This is a genomic window from Roseburia sp. 1XD42-34 (genome assembly GCF_009917385.1).
Taxonomy (GTDB): domain Bacteria; phylum Bacillota; class Bacilli; order Bacillales; family Amphibacillaceae; genus Virgibacillus.
In genome coordinates, this window is sequence record NZ_QWLJ01000049.1 from 1 (window position 1) to 24,380 (window position 24,380).

Below are 24,380 nucleotides of genomic sequence, written 5' to 3' on the forward strand. Positions count from 1 at the left end.
GTTATGTACGCCACTGGAGCAGCCGTTGGTGCATTAATACCAGGTAGTTGGGCTGTCAAAGGAGCTTCAGGCGTTGCCAAGCTAGGAGCAGGCGCAGCAAGAAAAGCACCGAAGTTATTAGACAAAAAGCCTTTTAGCGGCAATTACTATCGGGAAAAGATAGATGCAGCAAAAGCCGAAATGGCTAAAATAGCAGATATGTTCTCTTTTGGTGAGAAATATGCAGTTTCAACTGGTGGAGCAAGCTTTATACTTAGAGATAAAGATCTTGAAAGTCACGTCAATCCGCAGATGGTTAATATGAAGAATGGCGAAGGGGAGAGGGTAGAAACTAAGGGTGCGGGTAATAAAATTGATTCTGAAACAATAAAAAAATATATTAGAGATATAGAAGGTCGAACAGGTAGAGAGTTACCTAAAAATCAACTAGAGAAATTGAAAGGGGCCTTAAGAAATAAAGAATATAAAAAAATGTCACCAATAGAAACAGCTAAGCATAGGGCAGAATTTGATAAAGTAAAAAATAAAGTAATTAGAGAGTGGGAAGAAAACACTGGGCAAAAGTGGCCTGTGTATAATGAAAATGTTATTTCAGAAAAAACAGGTAAAATAATTAGGAAACATGGAGATAAGTATGATGCTCATCATATAATTGAAAATACTTTTGGAGGAGAACATGAATGGTGGAATATCCACCCTGCAAAATTCCCAAATGAGCATCAAGCTGGTATTCATGGAACAGGTTCACCAGCAAATACACTATTTAAAGGAGGTAAAAAATAATGAGTTATGAATTTATTAAGGCGAACCAAAAAAATAGTTTTTATCCAGTGACTGAAAACGAAATAAAAGAGGTTGAGAAGGAACTTGGTTTAAAATTTCCTAAGGAGTTAGTTAATTTTTATATAGAGGTTGGCTACGGATTTATTAAAGGTTCAGAGTTTAATATTAATCGTGTGATGGACCCGTATTCAGTAAGAGATTTTCGATTAAGAGTTAATGATTTTGAGTTTTATCCCGACATAGAAATCTATGATGAATTTGAGAACAACAAACTTATATTTTTTGAAGGCAGCGAATCAGCTTTAATGTCAATAGAATTGAATGAAAATAATAGGAGTGCAGTTTACTATTATGATATTCAAATTGCTACTTCTCTTGAAGAGTTTTTAAGAAAGATAGAAAAAAATGATAAATATTACTTGGAGTTACTAGCTAATTAAAGAAAACATTCTGTAAGTGATCATTTTCATTTACAAGCTGCTTGGAACCGAGGTCTGGAACAGTGGTTATATCCATATCAAAGTATGAACCAAATCCCCACCCGAAAACAGGTGGGGGTTATTTGACTGACGCTTACGCTGATGCGCTTTTTAAGGTTAGGCTTTCGCATGCCAAATTTCATTGCAGGCTCACTCCTTTAACGCTTGTTCTCGTTCCTGTATAAGCTGTTTTAATTCTGCAATATCTTCCATAGTTGCCTGCTTACGGATAAAGCTTCGTGCTGTAGAGCGGTTTCTTAAATAACGGGCTTTCTCTCTATTTTTTTCTTGCCAGCGCTTATTTGCTTCTGTCTGATTGCTTTTCTTCAAGTCGTTTCTTCTCCTTTTCTAATCGTTTTTTCTTAAGGCTCAAAAACAGATAGCGTATGATCAAAGGTACAGCAATTATCCACACTATAATTATCATTAGGTTTAATATATCCATATAGTTTGTGGTATACTTAGGGTAGAGAGAGGGGTATTAACCCCCTCGCCTCTTTCTTCTGTTTTCTAGCTCTAACTTTTTGATTTCTAACTTTGTTTTCCGTGAGGTCAGCCAAATCTGACGGACAGTTAGAATCGAAATTGTTAGGGCTATAATTCTTCCTAAGTCATCCACTTTGTCACCTCCTTTCTATACTCCTATTATACTATCGATAGTATATGAAGTCAAGCTATTTTGAAGATTTTTATAAAATATTTTTTCGAATATCCTCTTATAGTACCATTAATTTATATATGGTAATATGTAGTAAGATAGGAGGGGAAATATATATGAAGAAAGTTATCGTACTTAGTTTTTTATTAATTATTTTAAGCGCTTGCGGTAAAGATTTAGTGCATGAAGATATTAGGAAAGATTATAAACAAATAGAAGAAGTATCAAAGGAAGTTTATGATAAAAACGGGGATGCAGACGAGGAACAATTTAATTTGTACAATAAATTTAATGATAAGTATAAATTAGGGCAATTTAAACTAGAGAATGAAGAAGTGTACGAAATGAATGATTTAGAGAAAGCTATTGTTTCAGAAATTCAAAATCTGTGGACTCAAGCTTTACTAGGTGGAAAGGAAGAGACTTTGTCAAGTGAGACTGACGAGTACACGAAAATTAAAAAGAAAATAGAAGATTATATGTCCGCTAAAGAAATCCCAGAAGAAATTAAAGGCAAGTATACTACATATGAATTAGTGGATGGGACACCCGAACCTTTTAAAAAAGAAGTAAAAGAACTATTTAATTTATTGGACATACCTATGAACAGTGATAACCCTACTTTTACAGAAAACGAATACCTTCCGCTTGTAAGGTTTTTAAACAAATGTTTTGGCGTCAGTTATGAGCATGACGGGAAAAACTATTACATAGAAAGCGATATGAGAAAAATTGTGGATTTATTTGAAACAATTCAATTTGAAGTAGATGAAGAATATCTCAACGATTCAACCGTTGAAGAATTTAATGCACAGAAAGAAATATGGAATTTATAAAAAGAGAAGGAATAAAAACCTTCTCTTTTATGGTCAGAATATGGTAAGAATTGATTAACATTATAGACTTAAATTTTAGTACGATGCGTAAGCCAAAACCTTTAATCGTAAGACTTATATGTTATTTACAACACTAAAACTTAACCATTCAATCGATTCCCACCGTCTCCATCAAATGCTTATAAGCGTTGATGTGACAGGGATTTAAAAAGCGTGGCAAGAATCTTGGTAAGAAATTTCTTTTCTTAATGCAAAACTATGCATTTTTAAACTCAATAATTTTTGCTGTTTTGAAGTCGTCTTCCATTTTGAGGACGGCTTCTTTTTCTGTACTCGGATATAGGTGGCTGTATAGGTTTAACTTACAAATGCGTGGTCTACTCACCGTTTTTAGACGATATCCGCTTTTAGTCTTATCTTTAGCTGTTCATACTAAGATATGAAATGGAAAGTATGGACGGATATAAAAAGAATAGCTATGCAGTTTATGATATAAGATATCGATTGATCTCGCTTGCTTCTTTTTCCGCATCCGTTGGGTCAATACGGTGACAACACCGTGGAAAGTGAAGGTGTTATGTACGTTACTGGTGCGACCATTCCTGCCTTAATACCAGGTAGTTGGGCGGTCAAGGGAGCATCAGGCGTTGCCAAGCTAGGAGCAGGCGTAGCAAGAAAAGCGCCGAAATTATTAGACAAAAAGCCTTTTAGTGGTAATTATTATCGGAAAAAGATAGAGGCAGCTAAAGCTGGAATGGCTAAAGTGAAAATGCCTGTTTTCTATCGAGAGCAATTGTCGACTGGAGATTCTACAATTCCGACAGCTGGCATGAGATGGAAACCCCTTGGTGATATTCGTCCGCAGATGTTTGCCGTGAAGAATGGCGGAGGGGGAAAGATAGAGGCTAAGGGAACGGGGAGTACAGTAAATGATTATCTAGATGATATAATTGTTAATGGTGATGTAGACGCTGTTAAAATGAATAAGCTTAAGAATGAAATTCAAAATAATACATTTAATGTAGATGAGCTGTCAGAGATTAGAAAAAGAATGTCTGAATTAGGTATTAGTAAAGAATATGATGAAGCATTAATAAAGATTGATTTTGGAAAGTATCTACGGGGATTAATAGGTGGTCCTCCAGCTGGTATGGTGGATCCTCATGCGCACCATATCTTATTCAAAAAAGGTCTAGGCGATGCTCAACAAAAACTTGTTCAAGAAGGTCAAGATATATTACGGAAGTATGGCATTGAACCTTTAATAGGTAAAGAGAACCTAGTGTGGGCACCAAATAGGGTTGCTGGGCAACATAGCATTGCAGCTTTAGAGAATGTCGTGAACCAGTTAAAAGCCGTGGATGCAGCTGGTGCAGATCTAGATGATATGATTGAAATGTTAGAGGATCTTGGAAAGCAAGCTGCTTCCAGAAGATAAAAAATAATTTCAAGGAGAAATATAAAATGGATAAAAATATACTTGCAAAAGATATCAGAAAAGCCATTAAAAACGGTCAACTCGATATTGTAGAAGAGCTGCTTAAAGAAGAACCAGAGATGTTGACATGGGTTACACCGTTCGGTACGTGGTTACATATAGCGGCAGCTCATGGAGAGTTAGAAATCGTTGAATATCTCAATAAAGCTGGTTTAGACGTTAATTCAGAGGGTGGAACTTTTTCTACCAATGCTCTGGAAAGAGCGGCTAGCAAGGGTCATCTAGATATTGTCCAATACCTCATTAACAAAAACATAGAGATGGATATTAGTGAGCCTGATAGAAACCCTTTATTTGCTGCTATATACGGTGGCAATCTTGAAATTGTTAAATTATTGGTAGAGAACGGTATTGATATATCGATAAAATATTCTGGTGAAAACATGAAAGATATGGATGCATACGCGTTTGCGGTTGAGAGAGGTCAAACAGAAATTGCTGAATATCTAAAACAGAAGTTGGATGAAAGATTATAAGATAACTCTAGAGGAATAGAGCATTTGACTGTCAAAAAGATAGCAAGTGCTCTTTTTAATATATGAAGGAAATAAGTGTACCTGCGTGAAAAAGAGAACTCATTATAGCTGTACAAAGGATCTGAGAATAAAATAGTAACGAGTTGTTATTTTTTAAAAAATAACATAAAAATAACCGATGGAAATAACGGAATGAAATACGATGAAAAACAATAGTGTTTTTGTTTTTATAAAGTGCATTTTTTAGGTGAAAAGAAATAAGAAGTAATGCGGAGAAACAATATCAATTATGGGCGGCATGATGTGATCTGCCCCCTGAACACTTGATATATCAAGGTTTGTGAAGGATTAATATAGCCGTGATAACATTTTGGTAACATAGAACGGGAGTATAAACCATTTTGTGTAAATGGGAATTGCACACAATAAAATATATAGGCTTTACGTGGAGAAGCGGGCGTGATACGCTCGCTTTTTCGTTGGCGATAGCTTGTTCTTTAAAGGTATCTCCATCGCCAATTCATCACGCCCGCAGAGTCTCCATGTCAAGCAGGAACCAAACTACAGCTATAATGCAAGTTCGGTTTCTAGACGTTCTCCAAAATGAATGGCTAGCTGTGATATACATTCTTTCCATCCTTGTACTGGCATAGTCCATTTTTTAGTAATATCCATGGTTGCCAAATATACCATTTTTCTTAATGCATCATCAGACGGGAAAGCAGATTTTGTTTTTGTGACTTTTCTAAGTTGTCTATGATACCCTTCAATAATGTTCGTCGTGTATATAATTCTTTAATTTCCCTAGGGTAACTGAAATAGGCGGTTAATTCTAACCATTTTTGTTCCCAGGATCGAATAATAATAGGATGCTTTTTTCCCGCGTTTCTTTTGCTTTTACACTATCTTTATTAGCTTCGTCAATTAGAACATTACACTTTTTGATGTGTTTATTGCCATCTTCGTCTAAAAGAGTGGAATCTAGAGTAACATCCCCCTCATCTAGAGTAAAATTAATATTTTTTTCCTTAACTTGTAAAAAGCTCATTAATTTAGTGTAAATAATTTCTATTTCAAAATTAAAAATGCTATAAATCAAGATCAATGTCAGAACGTTTCCGTTGTAGTTGATAATGTAATATGCGTAAAAGAAGTGAAAAAAGTAGCAGAATTGGATATCCCTCTTGCCTTATTACCTATCCCTATTGAGATTGGTCCTGAAGGAACATTAACTCCTAGTTTGACAATTACAGTCGATTCAAGTGGCATTTCCCAAAATATTATTCCCCTTAAAGATATGGTCGTTAACATAGGATATGTTCCTGCAACCTCTTTTGTAGGGGGGACACGCTTAGGATCGGCCAACATTCCATTTCAAAAGGAAACAACTTGTCCAGGAGTGTGTCCTGAAGATAGAGCAGTTGAATCTTCACTTCAGGTTGAAGCGATTATCGTACAGCCACTACCTAACGCAATAATACCCGCACTAATAACACTGGGTCCTACAGATATTGCCAGAGTTAAAATTATATTGCGTACGGTGATCACTGTTACTCGGCCGGTTATTAAATCCAAAGATCGTTGCTTTACTGATGTTAATCAAAATCGTTGTGAAAATCCAACTCCTTTAAATATCAATCCTCCGGTTCCTCCTACAAATTAATTTATTAAATAAAGAGATTAGTATTATAATGAAGATGCTAAGGGAAGCGCTAGTATTGGTAGGTAATTATATGGGGCAATTTTATCTATAGAAAATATTATTGAAGTGTGGATAACATACAAGAAAAAGCTCTCTATACCAACAGAGAGCTAGACTATTTAAACAACTTCTTAATCAACTTAACTATATTAAACGTTGTTTTATTATATACCTTATAGCTGCTTTTTTAGGATCTCGAACCCAGCCATAGCCTTTAGGCATTTTTGCATCTATATGATGGGTAACTAGACTAATAAAGCGATTTATGAGAAAACTAATTCTGTAATAAATTTGTAATTTTCAGTTAGTGAAGTTATTACATATTAGAATTCATATTTTTGTCATTTACATCTGCATCGTAGGAGTTTGTAGAACTGAAGCCGCTATTTGAATTTATAAAATCACCAGTATTTAACGATCCAGAACCGGTATTTGTATCTGAAGCACTTTTTGGAGCTACATAAAAGGAATTACCGAAATTTATAATTCCGGGTATTCCAACACGATTAACTTTTACAGACCTAATAATTGAGGGCATGATTCTCACCTTTTCAATGTTTATTTTTAGCTTATGGATTTTTTGTGTTATATGTGTCTAGATTAATAAAATATTTGTTATGTGCACTCTTTAATCGTTTTTTTACATAACTAATAAGCTGGTGTTGACTAAGGTGATTTTCATCATTAGGATAATAAGGATATCCGTAATAAAAAAACTATTGTGACTTCTATTTAGATATTTCTGATAAAGTAACAAACCACAAATGAAACATTTTAGACGAACTGCGGAAATTGACAAAATCACGTATTTTATTCAAAATCATGTTTGGTGTTAAGTTTAATCATTTCGGATACAGTGATGCTTTTATACCCATTTTCTTTTAAATGCTCAAAAATGTAAGGTAAAGCTTTTATAGTTTTAGTTCTGTCGCCACCTGAATCATGAAATAGAATGATATCGCCTGGAGATAAATTGTGAACTACATGGCGAATAATAGCAGGATAATTTTTTCCGCTCCAGTCTTTGGGATCTTGGTCCCACGACCATAAAATGGTTTGTAGGCCATTGTTTTTAGAGATATTAATTACCGATTGATTGTAGTTTCCGCCAACTGGTCCGAAATAGTTAGGCTTTTGACCTGTAATTTCTTCAATGATATTCGATGTATCCTTTATTTCTTGATGTGAATTTTCTCTGTTTATGGTGTGATGAAAAGTGTGGTTCCAACTTCATGTCCTTCCAAGAATTGCCTGTAAACCAGTCCTGGATGTTTCTGAACCATGGACCCCAGCACGAAAAATGTTCCTTTTGCATTATAGGCGTTAAGAATATCAAGGATGCGAGAAGTGTAGGCAGGATTTGGATCATCATCAAATGTTAAGGCTACCATTTTTTCTTCCGTATCGACTTCCCAGATGACATCACCTGCATTTTCATAGTATGTTCTATCTTTTGTTGAAGCTTTATATCCATTGGTATGAGTGATACTCCGATTAAAAAATAAATAGATACCATTTATACATTGGCGCTCTCTGTCCACATTAAATAATTATGAACAGATTTTTTCCTATAAGGAATATATGTCCTCTAAAAAACTTTTAACAGTTGCTAATTCTAAACGGGCATTGATAACATCTTTTTCATGAGAAGCAACAATTAGTCTATTGATGCTTCCGTATAGTCCCTCATATTCTCCTTCGTCACCTAGTAGCTGTATTTTCCATTTATTACGTTGATAAAGCTCCTTAAGTTCTGTTGTTTGAATTATTATACTATTCCAATCCCCTTGTTGGATCGATCCGTCGATCTGCTCAATGTGATTGAAAAACACACTACCACCTAGATTCTGGGAGCAACCTAAAAGCATGCACGTAGTTAAACAAATGATCAATAATTTTTTCATTTTTTCCGGACCTTTCGAACGTATTTTTATTGTTACTTTAACCAATAATATAAAAAGCTTGCACAAGAGGAAGGAAAAAATATGCCAGAACTTATATTAATTCTAATACGCTCGGTAACAGCATTTCTTTTATTATTACTTCTTACAAGAATTATGGGAAAGAGACAAATTTCACAGCTCACATTTTTTGACTACGTTGTAGGAATAACGATTGGTTCAATAGCAGCCACAATGTCAGTAGATCAAAACGTTAAAATTGCCAATGGTTTAGTCTCGTTAACCATATGGGGGCTGTTTCCAATAGCATTAGCTTACTTAGGTCTAAAGTCCATTACGTTTTCCAAAATAACGGATGGCAAAGCAGTCGTAATCATACGTAATGGAGAAATATTGGAAAAAAATATGAAGAAAAATTTTTTAACAATAAACGAATTAATGATGTTATTAAGAGAGCAAGGTACCTTTAAAGTATCAGATGTAGAAATGGCTGTGCTTGAAACAAATGGGAAGTTAAGTGTGATGTTAAAAACCAAAGAACAACCAGTAACCCCACACTCTTTAGGACTTTCTATTGAGGAAGAACATGGACCAACCATCCTTATCATGGACGGCCAAATACTGAACAGGAGTTTAAAACAGCTAGGGTATTCTAAAGGGTGGTTGTTAGGAGAAGTGCAAAAACAAGGCGCAAGCTCATTTAATGAAGTTTTTTTCGCACAAATGGACTCAAAAGGCAACGTATATGTAGATTTATATGAAGAGGAAGGGAAACAGCAAGTAGTGGAAGAAAAACCTTTGATAGCAGCCACGTTAAAAAAAGCCCAAGCAGATTTGGAAAACTACGCTTTACAAACTGAAAATTCTGAAGCAAAGCAAATGTACTCAGAACAAGCCATTAATTTGCAAAAAATGTTAGATAAAATTTCACCTTATTTAAAATAACGTTTAGAAAATATTTGATCGTCCAGTTGAGTAGGGATTAGTACTTATTTTTGACGGCTTTTTAAGACGTTTCTCTTCACAAGCAATCCACGATGTTTTTAATGATGAGTATGTACCAACAGCAGCCGCTCCATAAAATGCTCCCATAAATAAACCTGCCCATAAATTATGCTTATGACTTATAAAAAAACAGAAATGAGAAATCCAAGAACGCCAGCTATTGTAGGAAAGTATTGGCGGGGAATAATAATTTGAAAATCTGTGTAATGATTATAATAGCAGCTACAGCGATCATGCGATCCCACAAATTAGTGTGTATAGATAGGAAATTCCACGACATCAAACTCCTTCATCACGACTTATTTAAATGATTTATTCTCTAATATAATAACTTGTTTATCCACTGTTCGAGCATGTTCCTTTGTATGTTCTACTAACTGATTAATACGATTGCAGCATTGTTTTGAACCGATAATTAGTAATGGCACACCTATAAAGTCTATTTTTAAGCCTCTAGAAAGAAAGCCACCGATTGACATTGCGATAGGAACTGTTGGAGAGGTGTTAGAAACAATGATTTTTTCATTAAAATTATATCTACTCTGTAATAATAGGAATAAATTTTTTAACGCAGGAACGACTAATTTATTGTTTTTTCTGCCAACTGTATAAACAGGGTTTCCTTCTTCATCAATTCCATGAAAAATAAGTTTTCCAAAATCATTTTTGGTTAATTTATTAAAATAATCAACATTTAAAATATCTTCTTTAGTCAGCTTTTTGTTAGAGGGAAGTTTTCTTAAGTGATATGCAGCAGCCAATGATGTTGTATGTGTTCCTCCGTAATCGTTATAAATATAAATCATTATATCAAACCTTTCATAAATTAAAGCTATTTTCTTTTTTATTTTTATTCTTCATAAGTGCTACGTATATATTATTTCTTTTAAAAAATATATTATGTATAAATCAATTTTAATTAACTTCAACACAGCTGCCTGAATCCATTATTGATGTATGGATAAAATGAAGTGAGCACATCATATGTTTTTTATTAACGGTACCTCTTCTGTAGCTATAAATGAAAGTAGTTACAAGAGATGGTGTTTTTATTTATTCTAATAAAGACCAACAAAGTTTAAGTAGTAAAAACCGCCTGTTTAAAAACAAGGAAAAAAGACGCGTGGTGTATGGGTTATTTTACCATTGTATTTTATATAGAGGAAGAAAACAGAAATGTCTTCATAACGAGGGAGAAGGAGAAGAGGGATAGTTTGTGAAGCGTGACTTACAAATTAACTATGGATTTTTAGATGATATTATTGACGAACTTCGGAAATATAAGCGTGCTTTAGGAAAAATGGACGATTCACTGGATAAAGTAACGACCTTTATGCAAACAAATGAGGGAAAAAGTGTCGAAGCATGGGATCAGAACATTAGCACCTCGAAAGAAGAAATTGCAAATTATGAAGCACAGAATAGATAAGAAAATAGAAAATTTATTACTTTGACATAATAAAATAACCGAATAAGCCACGTCCGGCTCTAGCCCCCAGCGACTAGGCGACTTCGCGAATCGCCCTACGATAAGTCATCATTGGTTCGTGCCCCACCATGATTTCTGAAACTTTAGTTGCTTCGTTCCATTCGCTACGTTGCTAAACGGGTGCCCTGCGCCTTTGTTCATATCAAAAACAGGAGGTACATGATAATAGACATGATTATTAAATATGGGAAAAACAACAACGGTAGTTGCATCTGTCGTTGTTGCATTTTTATATGGAGGTTGGGCAGTGTCGCTAATAGCTTTAGTAGTATTATTGGATTATATAACAGGTATAGCAGCAAGTGTATATGAGGGTAAGTTATCAAGTCGGGTTGGCTTTGGGCCATTGTTAAAAAAGTTACCTTTGTCATGGTTGCCATAGCGCATGTGATTGATTTAGTGCTGATTGAGGCAACAGATATAGAGGCATTTGTCATTACGACCACTATTTACTTTTACATTGTAAATGAGTTGGTCTCAATCTTTGAAAATGCAGGTAGGTTAAACTTTGCCTATACTAAGTCCTATTCATAAATGGGAGGTTACTCAATTAGTTTTTTAATTGTTTTTTATAGAAAAGTAACAAATCGTCATTAACTGTAAATCAATCAATTGTAATATTTTTGTTAAAAAAAGGTTAATTTGATAGATAAATAGAAAAAACAATCTATTATTTTAATATGGGAAAGGAGGAAAGCTGAGTTTAAACAAAAATGAAGAGGAGGGAAACTTATGGGCATAACTGCAGTTAAAAATTTCAAGAAAAAGATGATGTTTGTTTTTGTATTCGCATTAATTTTAATAGGTTTTATGTTGTTCTTTACTAGTAAAGCAAGCGCGGCATCTTACAGAGCAGGGGACATTTTAATTACTAGTAGTACAAGTTTTAAATTTGCTGGTCATGCGGGAATAGTAGGTAGATCAGGAAATGGGAGACTTTATGCTGTGCATATTCCTGGTCCAGGTAAACCTATCCAAAAAATTTCATTAAGCTCATGGAAACGTAATTATCCGAAAACTGAAATCTGGAGACATAAACATAAAACAGCAGCCAATAAAGCTGGAAACAAAGCAATGGATTTCGCTAGGTATTATGGTAATAAAACTACTTTTATAGCTCCTTATAGTTTAACTGGATCAGCAGCGTGGACGCTTAAGAATAAAAATAAGACATATTGCAGCAAACTTGTCTGGCAAAGCTATTATTATGGTCCTGGCTATAATTTAGGTGTCAATCCTAATAAATACGGTATTGTAGCTCCATACAGCCTTAGGGGATTACCAAACATGTATAAAGTGTCTGGTAGTTTATAATATTAAAAAGCCTACTCCTTTATGGTAGTGACCCCACAAAGTTAGAGTTTTTATTATGCAACTGATTGGCTGGCTTGGGTTCGATATTGTATTGGACTTAGACCGGCCAATTTTAGTTTAATTCTTTCTTCTTATCCAGGACAATACTTTTTAAAAATATTTTAGGTTGGTCTTTTGTAGGTTGTAATTTCCCTGATTTAACTAGATGACCAACCCTAGCTTTAGATACACCTAATACTTCAGCCGTTTCAATAGTCGATAGTAAATTTTTATTTAAAAATTTAAGAAGATCTGTATCTGAATCAAACTGGTACTTCAATTTCTTACTGCCCCTTTCTTTGGGAAATAATGATAAACAAAATAATCCTAAATATATGGATTATATACAATAGTTATTGAAAAGTCTATAGGTGAACAAATTTTAACATTTGGAAGTGAATGTACTGCAATATGAAGTGCATCATACAAAGTATGGGAAATTAGCCACTTTTAGTTTACTTTCAGCCGTCAAACGTTATTCGAATAAATGGCAGAACACGGTAGTAATAGATAAAGTAACTAAAAAACAAATGTACGCTAGAAAGGATTTGGGATGGTACAATTATGCTGTTAGAAATAAAAAGACGGTAGAGCTATAGCCTCGCTCCACTTCTTACCTAATGCAGAGGATTTCGCTAAAAAGTACAGAGAAGGCACAGTATTTATAGACAATTTAAATGATTAATCTTGGCTCTCACTCTGAGGGCTTTTTTCCCAAAAACCAAACCGACTCCTGTATCTATAATCGAAATGAGTAAGAGTTGATTTTTCATTTTCCATAAAATACCATGCGCATTTGTTCTAATTTACGCTATTATTAGAACGAATGTTCTGATGTGGTGCGACTTATGGGTATAAATGATCGAGGTACAATAAAATGGACATCTACAAGGATGCCAGAGCATTAAGTTTTCTGTAATAAAAAACGAAAAAAGTACTAGGATAAAAGGTATTTAAAATATTTAAAATTTTGAATAATAAAACAAAAGTTGTATAGACGCGTATAGCTCATCTTGATAGGCTGAGTATAATGATACAAACATTTAAAAAGCTTCTGTTCTTCATTTCCTTCAAAACGAGTAAACGATAGCGATTAATGAGAAAGGAGGAAACGTATAACGAACAATAGACTGTTTTACGTGAGAACTATTATTCCAGGGAGGCGTAACAAATGAAGCATCGTCAGTTGCTGTTTATTCTCTCGTTTTTAATCATTTTATCAATTCTATTCACGGTCCATACACTTGCTGCAGAGAAGAAAGGAAAAAGAGATTTAATCCTTAGTAAAATGCGTAATATGACATTAGAGGAAAAAATTGGACAATTATTTATTGTCCATGTTTATGGTAAGACGCCAACAGATACGAATTATGAGCAAATCAATTTAAAGAATGATCGTGGAGGGAAAAATTTCAAAGAGGTTATCGAAAAGTATTATATTGGTGGTGTGATTTATTTTAACTGGACGGATAATATCGGTATTCCTCTTGATGCACAGCAATTGAATGCGCTGTCCAATGGCTTGCAGGATATTGCAATTGATCAGCGTTCTGAAATCCCTCTCTTTATTTCAACGGACCAAGAAGGAGGGATTATCCAAAGAGTAGCAAGTCCAGGAACGGTTTTTCCCGGGAATATGGCGCTTGGTGCAACGCGGTCTGCGAGATATGCGTCTGAAACTGCAAGTATTCTGGGCAAGGAATTACGCAGTCTAGGGATAAACATGAATTATGCACCTGTTGTTGATGTCAATATGAATCCAGCAAATCCCGTTATCGGTGTACGTTCATTTGGTGAAAACCCACATTTAGTTTCACGTCTTGGTAACGCTCAAGTAAAAGGATATCAGGAAGAGAATATTTTGGCATCGGCAAAACATTTTCCCGGTCATGGTGATACGGATGTTGATTCCCATTACGGTTTGCCAATTATTAACCATGATCTAGATACGTTGCATGAAGTGGATTTAAAACCTTTTAAAGAAGCTATTAATGCAGGCATCGATTCCATTATGACCGCACACATTGTAGTACCCGCTTTAGACAATTCCGGTTTGCCGGCAACCTTTTCAAAACCAATACTTACGGATTTATTGCGCAAAGAAATGAATTTCCAAGGATTGATTATCACAGACAGTCTCGACATGTCTGGAGCAAATGTGGTGCCACAGGACCGTGTTGCTGTTGAGGCATTTAAGGCTGGAGCCGACATCCTTTTAAATCCACCTAATGTAGCGTTAGCTTTCAATAGTATGCTAGAAGCCATTGAAAATGGTGAAATCAATGAGAAAAGATTAGACGAGTCGGTCTATCGTATTTTAGCAGCAAAAATGGAAAATGGACTCTTTGATAATCCATATGCGGCTCCCGAATCTGTCGAAAATATTGGAACAAAAGAACATTTGCAAATGGCTGAAGAAATTGCTAATAGGAGTATCACACTGGTCAAAAATGAAAATAATATATTACCGCTGCAAGGGACGGAAAATCTGTTCGTTACCGGTCCAATATCGGCGAAGCCTGATTTGCTTATGAACTTATTAAACGAACATGGGATGGAAGCAAAAGGCTTAGTAACAAAGGAAAGCCCAACTGAAGATGAAATTAATAAAGCTGTAAAAAACGCGCAAGAAGCAGATGTAGTTATAGTGACAACCTATACGGCTAACACAAATGAAGCGCAAGAGCAACTCGTACACAAAATAGAGGAAATTGGTAAACCACTAATTGTCGCAGCCATACGAAACCCTTATGATTTAATGGTATTTCCTGAAGTAGATGCTTATTTGACAACTTATGGTTTTCAGGATACCTCGCTTAAGGCTCTTTCAAAGGCCATCATTGGTGAAATTAACCCGTTCGGACAACTTCCCGTTACGATTCCAGATTTGTATGAATATGGTCATGGATTGGATTATATCCATACCCCTGAAAGCGCTAATGGTATGAGGGAACTCGTTGAGAACCTTGTAAAAGAAGGAGAGGTTAGGAGTAATGATACGGCACGTTCATTAGATACGCATTTATTGTCCGTAGGTCATTATGAAGAGAACCATGCAGCAGAAAAAGTCGTTAAGCATCTGAACAGTTTTAAACAGATGCTTAATGACCAAAAGGATAATGAGATGATTTCGGAGAAGGCTTATCATTATCTTATGACGGAAACAGATCGATTAATAGAGAAATGGTCATAGGATTATTTGATTGGTCATCCAATGGGGAGATATAACATATTTAAAATTGCTTTGATAATAGTCCGTAGACGTTGATGAATAATACATCCCTATAATAGAAATCTGATGTGCCTTAGTCAAAGTTCTCATAAAAACTTATCTGAAAAGCGAGGCGCCTCGCTATGTAATGGTGATGGTATAGCCAAAGGGAAAAATTGTAGTCGATTGATTTGACATGGAGCCTCGGCGGGCATGAGTGATCCGCCAAAAAGCCAGGTAATAAAATATTTGGCTCTTGAAACAGGGTATCATGCCCGCTTCTCCGCATAAAGGCACTTTGTTAACAAAATTACCTTTTATAATATAGCCATTCCATGTTCTGTCTAGTCTACTTCACCTTCGTTTTTTTGTCTAGTCAAGGTAACCTATCCAAAATCCTTCTGCTTTCATACTAAATAGGTGAAAGAGATGATCACAAAATCTTTAATCACGGTGAATCCTCTATTAATAAGTGCAGTAACTTATAGTTTTAAAGTATAAAGTTTGGCGGGACAAGCTCACAGTTTGCAGTAATAAATTCATTGATTTAAATATTTTGGAGGTAAAGCGGATGAAAATAAAACAAATCACTACACTTACAGTGGTCCTTTTGTTAGCGATTATATTAGCAGCAAGTCAAGGTGGTGAAGGCAATCATGCTTCAAACAAACCAAGAACACTTTTCGTCTAGTGTGGAAGTGCTACTTAAAGAAGAATTAGATAAGCTGCAAGGTAAGAGTGTAGGATTAATCACGAATCCTACAGGTGTTGATCCATCATTAAACAGTATTGTTGATGTGTTGTACCACCACCCGGATGTTAATCTTGTTTCCTTATACGGTCCAGAACACGGTGTTCGTGGAAGTGAGCAGGCTGGGGAATATGTAGAATTTTACACGGATGAAAGAACAGGATTACCTGTCTATAGTCTATATGGGGAAACGAGGAAGCCGACACCTGAGATGCTAGACGGTGTTGATGTGTTGGTGTTTGATATTCAAGATGTCGGTACGCGTTTTTACACGTATATTTACACGATGGCGTATGCAATGGAAGCAGCTGCGGAAAACAATGTGGAGTTTATCGTGCTTGACCGGCCGAACCCGATTGGTGGTGTAAAAGTAGAGGGACCTGTGCTTGAACCTAGTTACGAATCATTTGTCGGATTGTATCCGATTCCGCTACGCCATGGAATGACGGTTGGGGAATTAGCTCTTTTATTTAACGAGGAGTTTGATATCGGGGCTGATTTATCGGTTATAGAAATGATGGGTTGGAAGCGTTCCATGTATTATGATGACACAACACTTTCTTGGGTTCTTCCATCACCGAATATACCAACATTGGACACAGCTACTGTCTATTCGGGTCCAGCGCTAATGGAGGGAACGAATGTATCCGAAGGAAGAGGAACAACAAAACCGTTTGAACTGATTGGTGCACCGTTTATTGACGGTGTCGAGTTGGCTGAGAAGTTGAATGATATCGGTCTACGTGGAGTACAATTCAGATCCGCTTATTTTACACCGCAGTTTTCGAAACATGCCGGTGAGTTGTCAGGAGGAATTCAAATTCATATAACAGATAGAACGACTTATCAACCTGTAAAGACAGGTCTTACCATCGTAAAAACTATCCATGATATGTATCCGGAAGATTTTGAGTTTCGAAAAGAGAACAATAAGGGAGTCTCGTTTTTTGATCACTTAATTGGCAACGGTTGGGTTCGTGAAAGTATGGAGAATGGGGTGTCCGTGGAAACAATCACCGAAAATTGGCAACAAGAATTAGAAGACTTTAAAAAGATACGGAGAGCCTATCTTCTTTATAAAACAAGTGCGCAAAAAATGATCGCCATGGTTGAACATTATGAATATGAAGATGTTTTTACCAGTGACGATATAGCGGTTGCACTGAAGCGCCATTTGACAGTTGTAGATCACTTTGAAAATAATGGTTCGGCTGACAAAGTCGCTAAACATATTGTTGGGTTCAAATTGTTGCTTAATCATCACTATGAAAATGCCCATTTATCTGCGGAAGCGTATCGTAGACTTATGGATGAGGCGGAATCCATGACCGGACAGTGGGGTTAATTTCCGCTATTGACAAGCTAGCCCAATAAAAAATTTTGACCCCCAAAGACAAGTAGTTAGAATTTTTTGATAGATAAGAAAGTATAAAAATTTTGGTTTTGGGATACCGATACAACGGAATAGCCCGTCCGGCGCATGAGCCTAGCAACTAGGCAACTTCACGAATCGACCTACGATAAGTCATCATCGGTTCGTGGTTAAGAGGAAGGCCGACTAAAAACGGGCTTGCCACCCGACGTCGGCATACTCCTGTTGCAGGAGCATGATTTCTAAAACTTTAGTTGCTTCGTTCCAGTTGCTACGTTGCTAAACGGGCGCCCTGCGCCTTTGTTCTTTTCACTTACTAAGTAGTGCGCTTATCTAGGAGGATGAAAATCTCCCTGAAAAACCCTCTTCTATCGTGTATTAGATTATTTGTATTTATCTCCGAAGTTATATTACCAATATGTCTAAAAAGGTAAACTACCTAACCGCTTTTCAATCCTATTTAGCATCATATGCGTTAATACAGATGTTGGATTAGTTAACTTGCTTTATTTCTCTATGAAAAGTCATTCTTGACATAATACAGAATTTTCGATTTACTAAGAATAGAAAAACAAGCAAGATAGCACACCACTTTTGATAGACCAAAGACCGATTGCGAGAGGGAGGAAGAGAGTTGTTTGACTAGCTGGTATTACTTTAAATGAAGGGGGATGCTTATGGCACAGATTGAAAAATTTTTAGGTCAGGTTAGTAGTATTGTTTGGGGGGTACCTTTGCTTGTGCTTTTAGTAGGTACTGGTGTGTATTTGACGATCAGACTTGGAGCGCTTCAAGTGCGTTCATTGCCTTATGCATTAAAACTTGCTTTTTCAAGGAATCAGGATAAAGAATCAGATGGGGATATTTCTCACTTTCAGGCGTTAATGACTGCCTCCGCTGCAACAGTAGGTACTGGAAATATTGTCGGGGTAGCGACAGCGGTTCTGATGGGTGGACCTGGTGCTATCTTCTGGATGTGGCTAGCTGGTTTTTTTGGCATGGCAACGAAGTATGGAGAGGCGATTTTAGCTGTAAAGTATCGTGTGAAAGATGCAGAGGGAAATATGGCTGGAGGCCCCATGTATTATTTGGAACATGGGTTAAAACAGAAATGGCTCGGTGTGCTGTTTGCAGTATTCGGTGCTCTTGCAGCTTTTGGGATTGGCAACGGAACGCAATCCAAAGCCATCGCTGATTTAATGAATGATACATTTTCTGTTCCATTTTGGATTACTGGTATTGGATTAGTTATTTTTGCTGGGATGGTTATTTTAGGTGGGATTAAGTGGATTGGTCGTGTAACTGCTTTTTTTGTTCCAATTATGGCAATATTTTATATTCTTGCTGGAATTATAGTCATGATTATGAATATTAGTCTTGTTCCGGAAGCGCTTGGAACGATTTTTACGTTTGCTTTTACGGGTGAAGCTGCTGCTGGTGGGGCTATTGGAGCTGCGATACGATTCGGAGTTGCACGAGGACTATTTTCCAACGAAGCCGGTTTGGGATCTGCTCCTATCGCTGCAGCTGCGGCCAAAACCGATTTACCTGGTAGACAGGCACTCGTTTCTATGACGCAGGTTCTTATTGATACGTTTATTGTTTGTTCTATTACTGGAATTACTATTGTCATGTCCGGTGATTGGAGAGATGGATCGCTCGAGGCGGGTGTATTGACTTCAGCAGCTTTTGAGACCTTACTTGGAGGAGCAGGTCCATATATTATTACCATCGGATTATTGTTTTTTGCCACGTCGACCATTTTGGGGTGGGGGTACTATGGGGAAAAGTGTTTCCAATACTTGTTCAAAAACCCTGTTGCTGTTAGGGCATATCGTACTGTTTTTGTTCTCTTTATTTTCGTTGGTGCAACTGCGTCCCTCGATGTAGTTTGGACGTTGGCTGATGTTCTAAACGGATTGATGGCTGCTCCTAACTTAATTGGTTTGCTTGGTTTGTCGGGTGTCATTATTTATGAAACAAAACGTTTCCAGAAGAAAGCTAAGGAAGAACAGGAGCGAGCAGCTTCGTAGTTTCCTAGTTTTGCTTCAACAGGTACCTGCTATTTTACTAATTTTGCTAAGTGAATGGACTGCTTTTGGTATATTCTTATAAAAAAGGCGATGACTCTCTCCTGATATACGGGTCTGGAAAAAGTTAGAGAAGAGTGATTGTAGAATAAAAAAATCCGAACCATTCGTATTCCAAGTGAAGAATTTCGAATGATAGTTCGGATTTTTCATGACTGTATAGGAAACGATAAAAATTAGGTGCTTGTGGATAAATAACGAAATAATCGACGACTCACTTCCGGCTTCATTGCAGCAACGATGCGATTTTAGAAATACGCCCTCCGATAAGACCTCATCGGTTCGTCCCAAAGAGGAAGGCCGACTTAACTTGCCGCTCAGACGTCGGCATACCCCTGTTTTTAGTGGCATGATTTCTTTATCCCCTAAAAAGGTGTTGTAGATTCCCACGGTCTAAGAATGGAAGCAGTAAGCAAAACAAGTCGCAGTGGGAGGTAACAGGACCTAAATCCCCGATTCGTTCAAGGGCCTTTAGGTCATACCCTGGTGGTACTAACCATCAGCGGGGATGGAAGAAAACACCGCTGATTGGAGGTTCACTTTATTTTTCGTTGATCCGTTCCATTCGCTTACGTTGCTACACGGGAGCCCCGCGCTTTTGTTCTTGGAATCCTGATGTTGACGTTAAATGTAGATGTAATCTATGGACATAGAGTAGCAAGCTCTAAAAGTATCATGCATAAAGTTAGCCTCCTTGGTATTACCACAAGCCACCATCCCTTACCGAAACAGATCCAAAAATCGTTCCCAAATCCCTTTTTCTTTGTCTGGTTTTTCAGGTGTTTCCTGCTCTGGTAGTTCAATGCTTTCTGTTTGCAAGACAAACTGTACAACTTCCACATGTTTGTTTTGATCAGAAATAAAGGAGCTTGGTCGATAGTCGGAGTTATCATATTTCTCCATCATTTCCTGTGTTTCCTGTTGGATTTGCCTTGGTAAATTACTAGTAGCTTCTTGTAGCTGTTTGGTACCAGTGTGTAAATCATTTACTCCTCCACTCGTAGCGGCAGTTTCATCAGCTAACTCTTGTATCCCAGAATCCAGCTCTTGATACGATGAAGCTAGTTCACTAACTCCTTCCGTATAGCTTACTAAGCCATTATGGAAATCCTGGTAGTCGGAAGAGAAGGAGGCAATGCCTTTCTGGATTTGTGTGATAACATCCAGCTCGTTCATTGTTTTGGTTGCTTTCTCTATTTCAGCTGCCATTTGATTTAAATTCGCAGCCATTTCATGAGTTACACCTGATGACTGCTGCAATGCACCTGTCACGCCATCCAATGCACGTTTGGCATGGTTGTATGTTTCTTTGGCTGACTTTGCTGCATGATACGTTTCTATTAATTGCTTAATCACATTCTGATCTGCATTACTTTCATACAATTTATTAATCTGTGCGTCGCTTATCTCATAGGACGGGATTCCGTTCATTGCTTTATTCAATTGGCTTTTCGCTTTGCTGTAGTCTTGCTTAAGACTATCCATAGCTTTTGCGGATTCTTCTAGCCCATTTGCTACCTCGCGCAGGTTGGTTGATAATTGTTGTAGCTTGCCTAAATCTACGTTACCTGTGCTTTCCTGCACGGTTTCGTTGATCCAAACTAACGCTTCTTTTATAGATGTAGAGCCATTTATTAAATCATCAGAAGACTGATTTAATTCATTCATTCCATTTTTATATTCTGTTGAGCCATCGCTAAGTTTCTGCGCACCTTGATTTAGTTCGGCAACACCTGTTTTTAACTCACCAACACCTGTATGAACTTTACTTATCGCGTTAGCTAGTTGCTGCATTTCCCCGGTTACGCCACTTATATCCGGATCTTCCATCGCCATCGAGTAAGGAGCTGCGTTTATTTCAATCGGTTCCATTTCAAACTGAGACACATCTGCCGAGATAATGTAGTCTTCCTCTTGTTCAGGCATGACGGTGAAGTTTATTTGTTTATTCTGACCAGCATTTGCTTTTGTTCCTTCAGGAGCCTGAATATTTTCAAACTTCGTTGGGTCTAATGTCACTGCTATTTGCAGCAGGTAATTCTCAAAGAATTCAGGATCTACTTCGTCATTACTAGAAGTAGAAATTTGTATTTCCAATGAACCGCTCTTACCAGCTAGTTCTTGTGGTTGTATTTTCTTTCCATCGAGTAAATAGGTAATGGAAATGTCCCAAGGCAGCGCTTTGTTTTTCAAGTTTCCCTGGTAGTAAAATTCCTCTTCTTCCTTTGCCTGGAATTGAACCTTACCACTACTTTTTTCTATGTCGATCAGATTCGTTAAATTTCGTACAGAACTGTATTTACCATAATCAATCATTTTTCCCGGTTCTGTGACCCGAAAGGTATTGACAACATATATTTCTTCTAATCCTCCATTTGCATTCATATTTCCGTAGATCACTTCATCTTTCGACTCATAATCTCCCGTCTTTTCTTGACTTTTTGTGGTTTTCGTATCGTTAACTTCATTTGCAAAAACGAGAGAAGGAAGAGTCGCAAATACGAGTATAGTAACCACTAGCAACAGACTTATCTTTTTAGTTCGCAACGTATCACTTCCCCTTATAAAATTTTGCTTTCCATGTGGTTTTTTCAATGACTTTATCAAGCACAATCAAAAGTGCAGGCAGTACTAACACAACCATGATAAACGCCAGCAATGCACCTCTTCCTAACAACAGTCCAATAGAAGCGACAATTTTATTCGAAGATGTCAACCATAGAATAAATCCTACACTGGATAAGATAGAAGCTGAAACACCAATCGAAAAGATTTTTTCATCGATTGTTTTCTTAATTGCCGGTAACGCATGCATTTCTTTGCGGTTTTCTTTGTATGCTTCAGTTAAAAGAATCGCGTAGTCCACCGTTGCTGCGAGTTGAACAGTACTAATAATGAGATACCCTACATAAACGAGTGGAGTATTTGTAAAGTAAGGAATGGATAAATTGATCCAGACAGCAGATTGAATGGTAACTAATAACACGACCGGAAAAGAGAGGGACCGGAAAGTAATCAGTAACACCATAGCAATGGCTATGACAGTTAACAGATTAACTACCGTATTATCATGTTCCACTACTTGTTTCATATCATATAAGGTGACACTTTCACCTAGTAAATGGTAGTCTTCCTTATAGTAATCCGATGTGAGTGATTTAATTTGGTCAATAAAAGCAAATGTTGCTTCACCTTCTGTGTCTACAGACGTGTTGATAATAATTCGGCTGTAATTATCTGAAAAGAATGGTTCTGTAACCGATGCCTCAAGATATTCAGGTGGTATTACTGGGCTAACCGCATCCACGTAGGAGATAGTGCTTTTTACTTCTGAAAAACTATTTAATTCTTGAACGAGGTTCTCCTCTTTTGCAATATCTCCTTTTGGCAACAGTAAGACCATCGGTGTGAGCTTTCCAAACACTTCTTCAATTGCAGCTTCATCGTTATAAGCTCTGGAAGCTTCAGGTTGTTCGCCAATACCATATATAAAATTAGTCTTACTTTGACCTAAGAACGATGGAATAATCAAGATGAATAGAATTATTAACGCAGGACTACGAAATTTGATCAGTGTTTTCCCAACGTTACGTATGCTAGGTAATAATTGCTTGTGCTCTGTTTTATCAATCCAATGATAGAACATTAATGTTAAAGCAGGCAAGAACACCATGACACTAATAAAGCTAAGTGCAATTCCTTTAACTAAGTTAAGCCCCAAATCTGCTCCAATTTCAAAATCCATAAAGGCGAGGGCGATAAAGCCGAAAAATGTTGTCGAAGCACTTGCTGCGATTGCCGGGAATGAACGTTTTATCGCCATTTGCATTGCTTCTTTAGGAGAATCTGTTTGCTTGCGATAATCTGCGAAGCTGTGTAGCAAGAAGATGGCATAATCAAGCGAAACTGCTAACTGTAATATGGGAGCTACGGATTGCGTAATAAATGATATTTCACCAATAAATATATTGGTTCCCAAGTTGATCAGTACAGAAATACCAATTGCTGTCAAGAAGAAGACTGGTTCAGCCCATGACCTAGTTGACAGGATAAGTATTAGGATAATGATCGGCACGAGTAATGCGGCTGCATACATGGTTTCTTTACCGGTCATTTTCTGGGAGGTTGCTGTATCGAGTGCCTCTCCAGACATTGCATTTTTTTCTCCAATTAATTGATAAATAGCATCGGTTATTTTTACTTCTTCTCCTTCTTCAATATGGAAGGAGAATAACGCGTTTCCATTTTTGTAATAGGATTCAACCGTGCCTGAGTCTGCCATTTCAATTGGTGTCTTCGTATCGATTGCATCATCTAACCAAGTTACTTCAGAAACACCTTCAATTGCTTTTAAATCTTTTTTGAAAGCTAATGCTTCTGGAATATTTATATCTGTTATCATCACGCGTGTATTCGCTACTGCACCATTAAATTCCTCTTCCATCGTATCCATAGCAATAGTCGATGGAGAAGCTTTCGGAAGGTAGTCTACCATACTATAGTTTATAGAGACTGCGAATTGCGCAAATGTACTAATTACTGCGACGATTATAAATGTAATAACCACAGCTTTTTTATGTTTGATAATTTTTTCTATCCAATCAATCAGTGCTCACTCCTTCTTGCTTAATAATTGGAAACCATCTATTATTATATTATACATTGTGTTGTATTAACAACAAACAGTTTACTAATTTACGTCACTAGCGTTGCATAAAAAGTAATGCTTCAAGTCAAGCGCTAATTATCCATTTGAGGCATAGATGACATAATTTT

Annotated in this window: 20 protein-coding genes and 4 pseudogenes; 13 read left to right on the forward strand and 11 right to left on the reverse strand. The window is 36.8% G+C overall.

Annotated elements, in window-relative coordinates:
- A pseudogene (locus tag D1839_RS20955) lies at positions 1-783 on the forward strand (hypothetical protein); the annotation flags it as partial.
- Positions 783-1,223: an SMI1/KNR4 family protein gene (locus D1839_RS18180; RefSeq protein ID WP_120381505.1), complete on the forward strand. Its 441-nt coding sequence runs from the start codon at positions 783-785 to the stop codon at positions 1,221-1,223. The pseudogene D1839_RS20955 and the gene D1839_RS18180, both read left to right, overlap by 1 nt.
- Before the next feature lie 189 nt (positions 1,224-1,412).
- On the opposite strand, the gene D1839_RS18185 is transcribed toward D1839_RS18180, so the two are convergent.
- Positions 1,413-1,592, reverse strand: a complete 180-nt coding sequence (locus D1839_RS18185) for a hypothetical protein (protein WP_120381506.1) — start codon at positions 1,590-1,592, stop codon at positions 1,413-1,415.
- Positions 1,593-2,036: 444 nt separating this feature from the next.
- On the opposite strand from D1839_RS18185, the gene D1839_RS18190 reads away from it, so the two are divergent.
- From D1839_RS18190 to D1839_RS18205, 3 genes are all read left to right on the forward strand, one after another.
- Positions 2,037-2,756 carry a hypothetical protein gene (locus tag D1839_RS18190; protein ID WP_120381507.1) on the forward strand — a complete coding sequence of 240 codons (720 nt, stop codon included), beginning with the start codon at positions 2,037-2,039 and terminating at the stop codon, positions 2,754-2,756.
- A 559-nt stretch (positions 2,757-3,315) separates the two neighbouring features.
- A complete protein-coding gene (locus D1839_RS21155) occupies positions 3,316-4,194 on the forward strand; it encodes an AHH domain-containing protein (protein WP_199690460.1) in 879 nt (292 codons plus the stop codon).
- A gap of 26 nt (positions 4,195-4,220) precedes the next feature.
- Positions 4,221-4,730, forward strand: a complete 510-nt coding sequence (locus D1839_RS18205) for an ankyrin repeat domain-containing protein (RefSeq protein WP_120381508.1) — start codon at positions 4,221-4,223, stop codon at positions 4,728-4,730.
- A gap of 567 nt (positions 4,731-5,297) precedes the next feature.
- On the opposite strand, the pseudogene D1839_RS18210 reads toward D1839_RS18205, so the two are convergent.
- Together D1839_RS18210 and D1839_RS18215 are read right to left on the reverse strand one after the other, a co-directional pair.
- Positions 5,298-5,623: pseudogene (locus D1839_RS18210) on the reverse strand (transposase); the annotation flags it as partial.
- On the reverse strand, positions 5,563-5,835 hold the full coding sequence (locus D1839_RS18215; RefSeq protein ID WP_120381324.1) for a hypothetical protein: 273 nt from the start codon (positions 5,833-5,835) through the stop codon (positions 5,563-5,565). The gene D1839_RS18215 and the pseudogene D1839_RS18210, both read right to left, overlap by 61 nt.
- 48 nt (positions 5,836-5,883) lie before the next feature.
- On the opposite strand from D1839_RS18215, the gene D1839_RS18220 reads away from it, so the two are divergent.
- On the forward strand, positions 5,884-6,393 hold the full coding sequence (locus D1839_RS18220) for a hypothetical protein (RefSeq protein WP_120381323.1): 510 nt from the start codon (positions 5,884-5,886) through the stop codon (positions 6,391-6,393).
- Between the two features lie 355 nt (positions 6,394-6,748).
- On the opposite strand, the gene D1839_RS21440 is transcribed toward D1839_RS18220, so the two are convergent.
- The 3 genes and pseudogenes from D1839_RS21440 to D1839_RS18240 all read right to left on the reverse strand — a co-directional run bounded on the left by D1839_RS21440 (position 6,749) and on the right by D1839_RS18240 (position 8,264).
- Complete coding sequence (locus D1839_RS21440; RefSeq protein WP_120381322.1) at positions 6,749-6,970, reverse strand: spore germination protein; 222 nt, start codon at positions 6,968-6,970, stop codon at positions 6,749-6,751.
- A gap of 272 nt (positions 6,971-7,242) precedes the next feature.
- A pseudogene (locus tag D1839_RS21445) lies at positions 7,243-7,823 on the reverse strand (polysaccharide deacetylase family protein).
- Between the two features lie 177 nt (positions 7,824-8,000).
- A complete protein-coding gene (locus D1839_RS18240; protein WP_158589700.1) occupies positions 8,001-8,264 on the reverse strand; it encodes a DUF4363 family protein in 264 nt (87 codons plus the stop codon).
- 153 nt (positions 8,265-8,417) lie between these two features.
- Between D1839_RS18240 and D1839_RS18245 the strand changes: the two genes are divergently transcribed.
- A complete protein-coding gene (locus D1839_RS18245) occupies positions 8,418-9,278 on the forward strand; it encodes a DUF421 domain-containing protein (RefSeq protein WP_120381319.1) in 861 nt (286 codons plus the stop codon).
- 359 nt (positions 9,279-9,637) lie between these two features.
- On the opposite strand, the gene D1839_RS18250 is transcribed toward D1839_RS18245, so the two are convergent.
- Entirely contained in the window at positions 9,638-10,144 is a 507-nt protein-coding gene (locus tag D1839_RS18250) for a DUF3189 family protein (RefSeq protein ID WP_120381318.1), read from the reverse strand.
- 410 nt (positions 10,145-10,554) lie between these two features.
- Between D1839_RS18250 and D1839_RS18255 the strand changes: the two genes are divergently transcribed.
- From D1839_RS18255 to D1839_RS18270, 3 genes and pseudogenes are all read left to right on the forward strand, one after another.
- The gene (locus D1839_RS18255; protein WP_120381317.1) at positions 10,555-10,767 is read left to right on the forward strand and encodes a hypothetical protein; all 213 of its coding nucleotides are present in this window, start codon (positions 10,555-10,557) and stop codon (positions 10,765-10,767) included.
- 244 nt (positions 10,768-11,011) lie between these two features.
- Positions 11,012-11,361, forward strand: a pseudogene (locus D1839_RS21450) (phage holin family protein).
- 198 nt (positions 11,362-11,559) lie between these two features.
- Complete coding sequence (locus tag D1839_RS18270; protein ID WP_120381314.1) at positions 11,560-12,141, forward strand: YiiX/YebB-like N1pC/P60 family cysteine hydrolase; 582 nt, start codon at positions 11,560-11,562, stop codon at positions 12,139-12,141.
- Positions 12,142-12,194: 53 nt separating this feature from the next.
- Here D1839_RS18270 and D1839_RS21455 read toward each other — a convergent pair whose 3' ends face one another.
- Entirely contained in the window at positions 12,195-12,251 is a 57-nt protein-coding gene (locus D1839_RS21455; RefSeq protein ID WP_353616267.1) for a hypothetical protein, read from the reverse strand.
- Between the two features lie 2 nt (positions 12,252-12,253).
- Positions 12,254-12,460 (reverse strand): DNA-binding protein, encoded by a 207-nt coding sequence (locus tag D1839_RS18275; RefSeq protein ID WP_120381313.1) that lies wholly within the window; start codon positions 12,458-12,460, stop codon positions 12,254-12,256.
- Positions 12,461-13,351: 891 nt separating this feature from the next.
- Here D1839_RS18275 and D1839_RS18280 point away from each other — a divergent pair.
- From D1839_RS18280 to D1839_RS18290, 3 genes are all read left to right on the forward strand, one after another.
- A complete protein-coding gene (locus D1839_RS18280) occupies positions 13,352-15,373 on the forward strand; it encodes a glycoside hydrolase family 3 protein (protein ID WP_120381311.1) in 2,022 nt (673 codons plus the stop codon).
- A gap of 674 nt (positions 15,374-16,047) precedes the next feature.
- Positions 16,048-17,487, forward strand: coding sequence for an exo-beta-N-acetylmuramidase NamZ family protein (locus D1839_RS18285; RefSeq protein ID WP_120381310.1), 1,440 nt, complete (start codon positions 16,048-16,050; stop codon positions 17,485-17,487).
- Between the two features lie 704 nt (positions 17,488-18,191).
- Entirely contained in the window at positions 18,192-19,547 is a 1,356-nt protein-coding gene (locus D1839_RS18290; RefSeq protein WP_120381309.1) for an alanine/glycine:cation symporter family protein, read from the forward strand.
- Between the two features lie 777 nt (positions 19,548-20,324).
- Here D1839_RS18290 and D1839_RS18295 read toward each other — a convergent pair.
- Positions 20,325-22,151 (reverse strand): YhgE/Pip domain-containing protein, encoded by a 1,827-nt coding sequence (locus D1839_RS18295; protein ID WP_120381308.1) that lies wholly within the window; start codon positions 22,149-22,151, stop codon positions 20,325-20,327.
- A gap of 4 nt (positions 22,152-22,155) precedes the next feature.
- Entirely contained in the window at positions 22,156-24,171 is a 2,016-nt protein-coding gene (locus D1839_RS18300) for an efflux RND transporter permease subunit (protein WP_199690417.1), read from the reverse strand.
- Between the last annotated feature and the right edge of the window lie 209 nt (positions 24,172-24,380).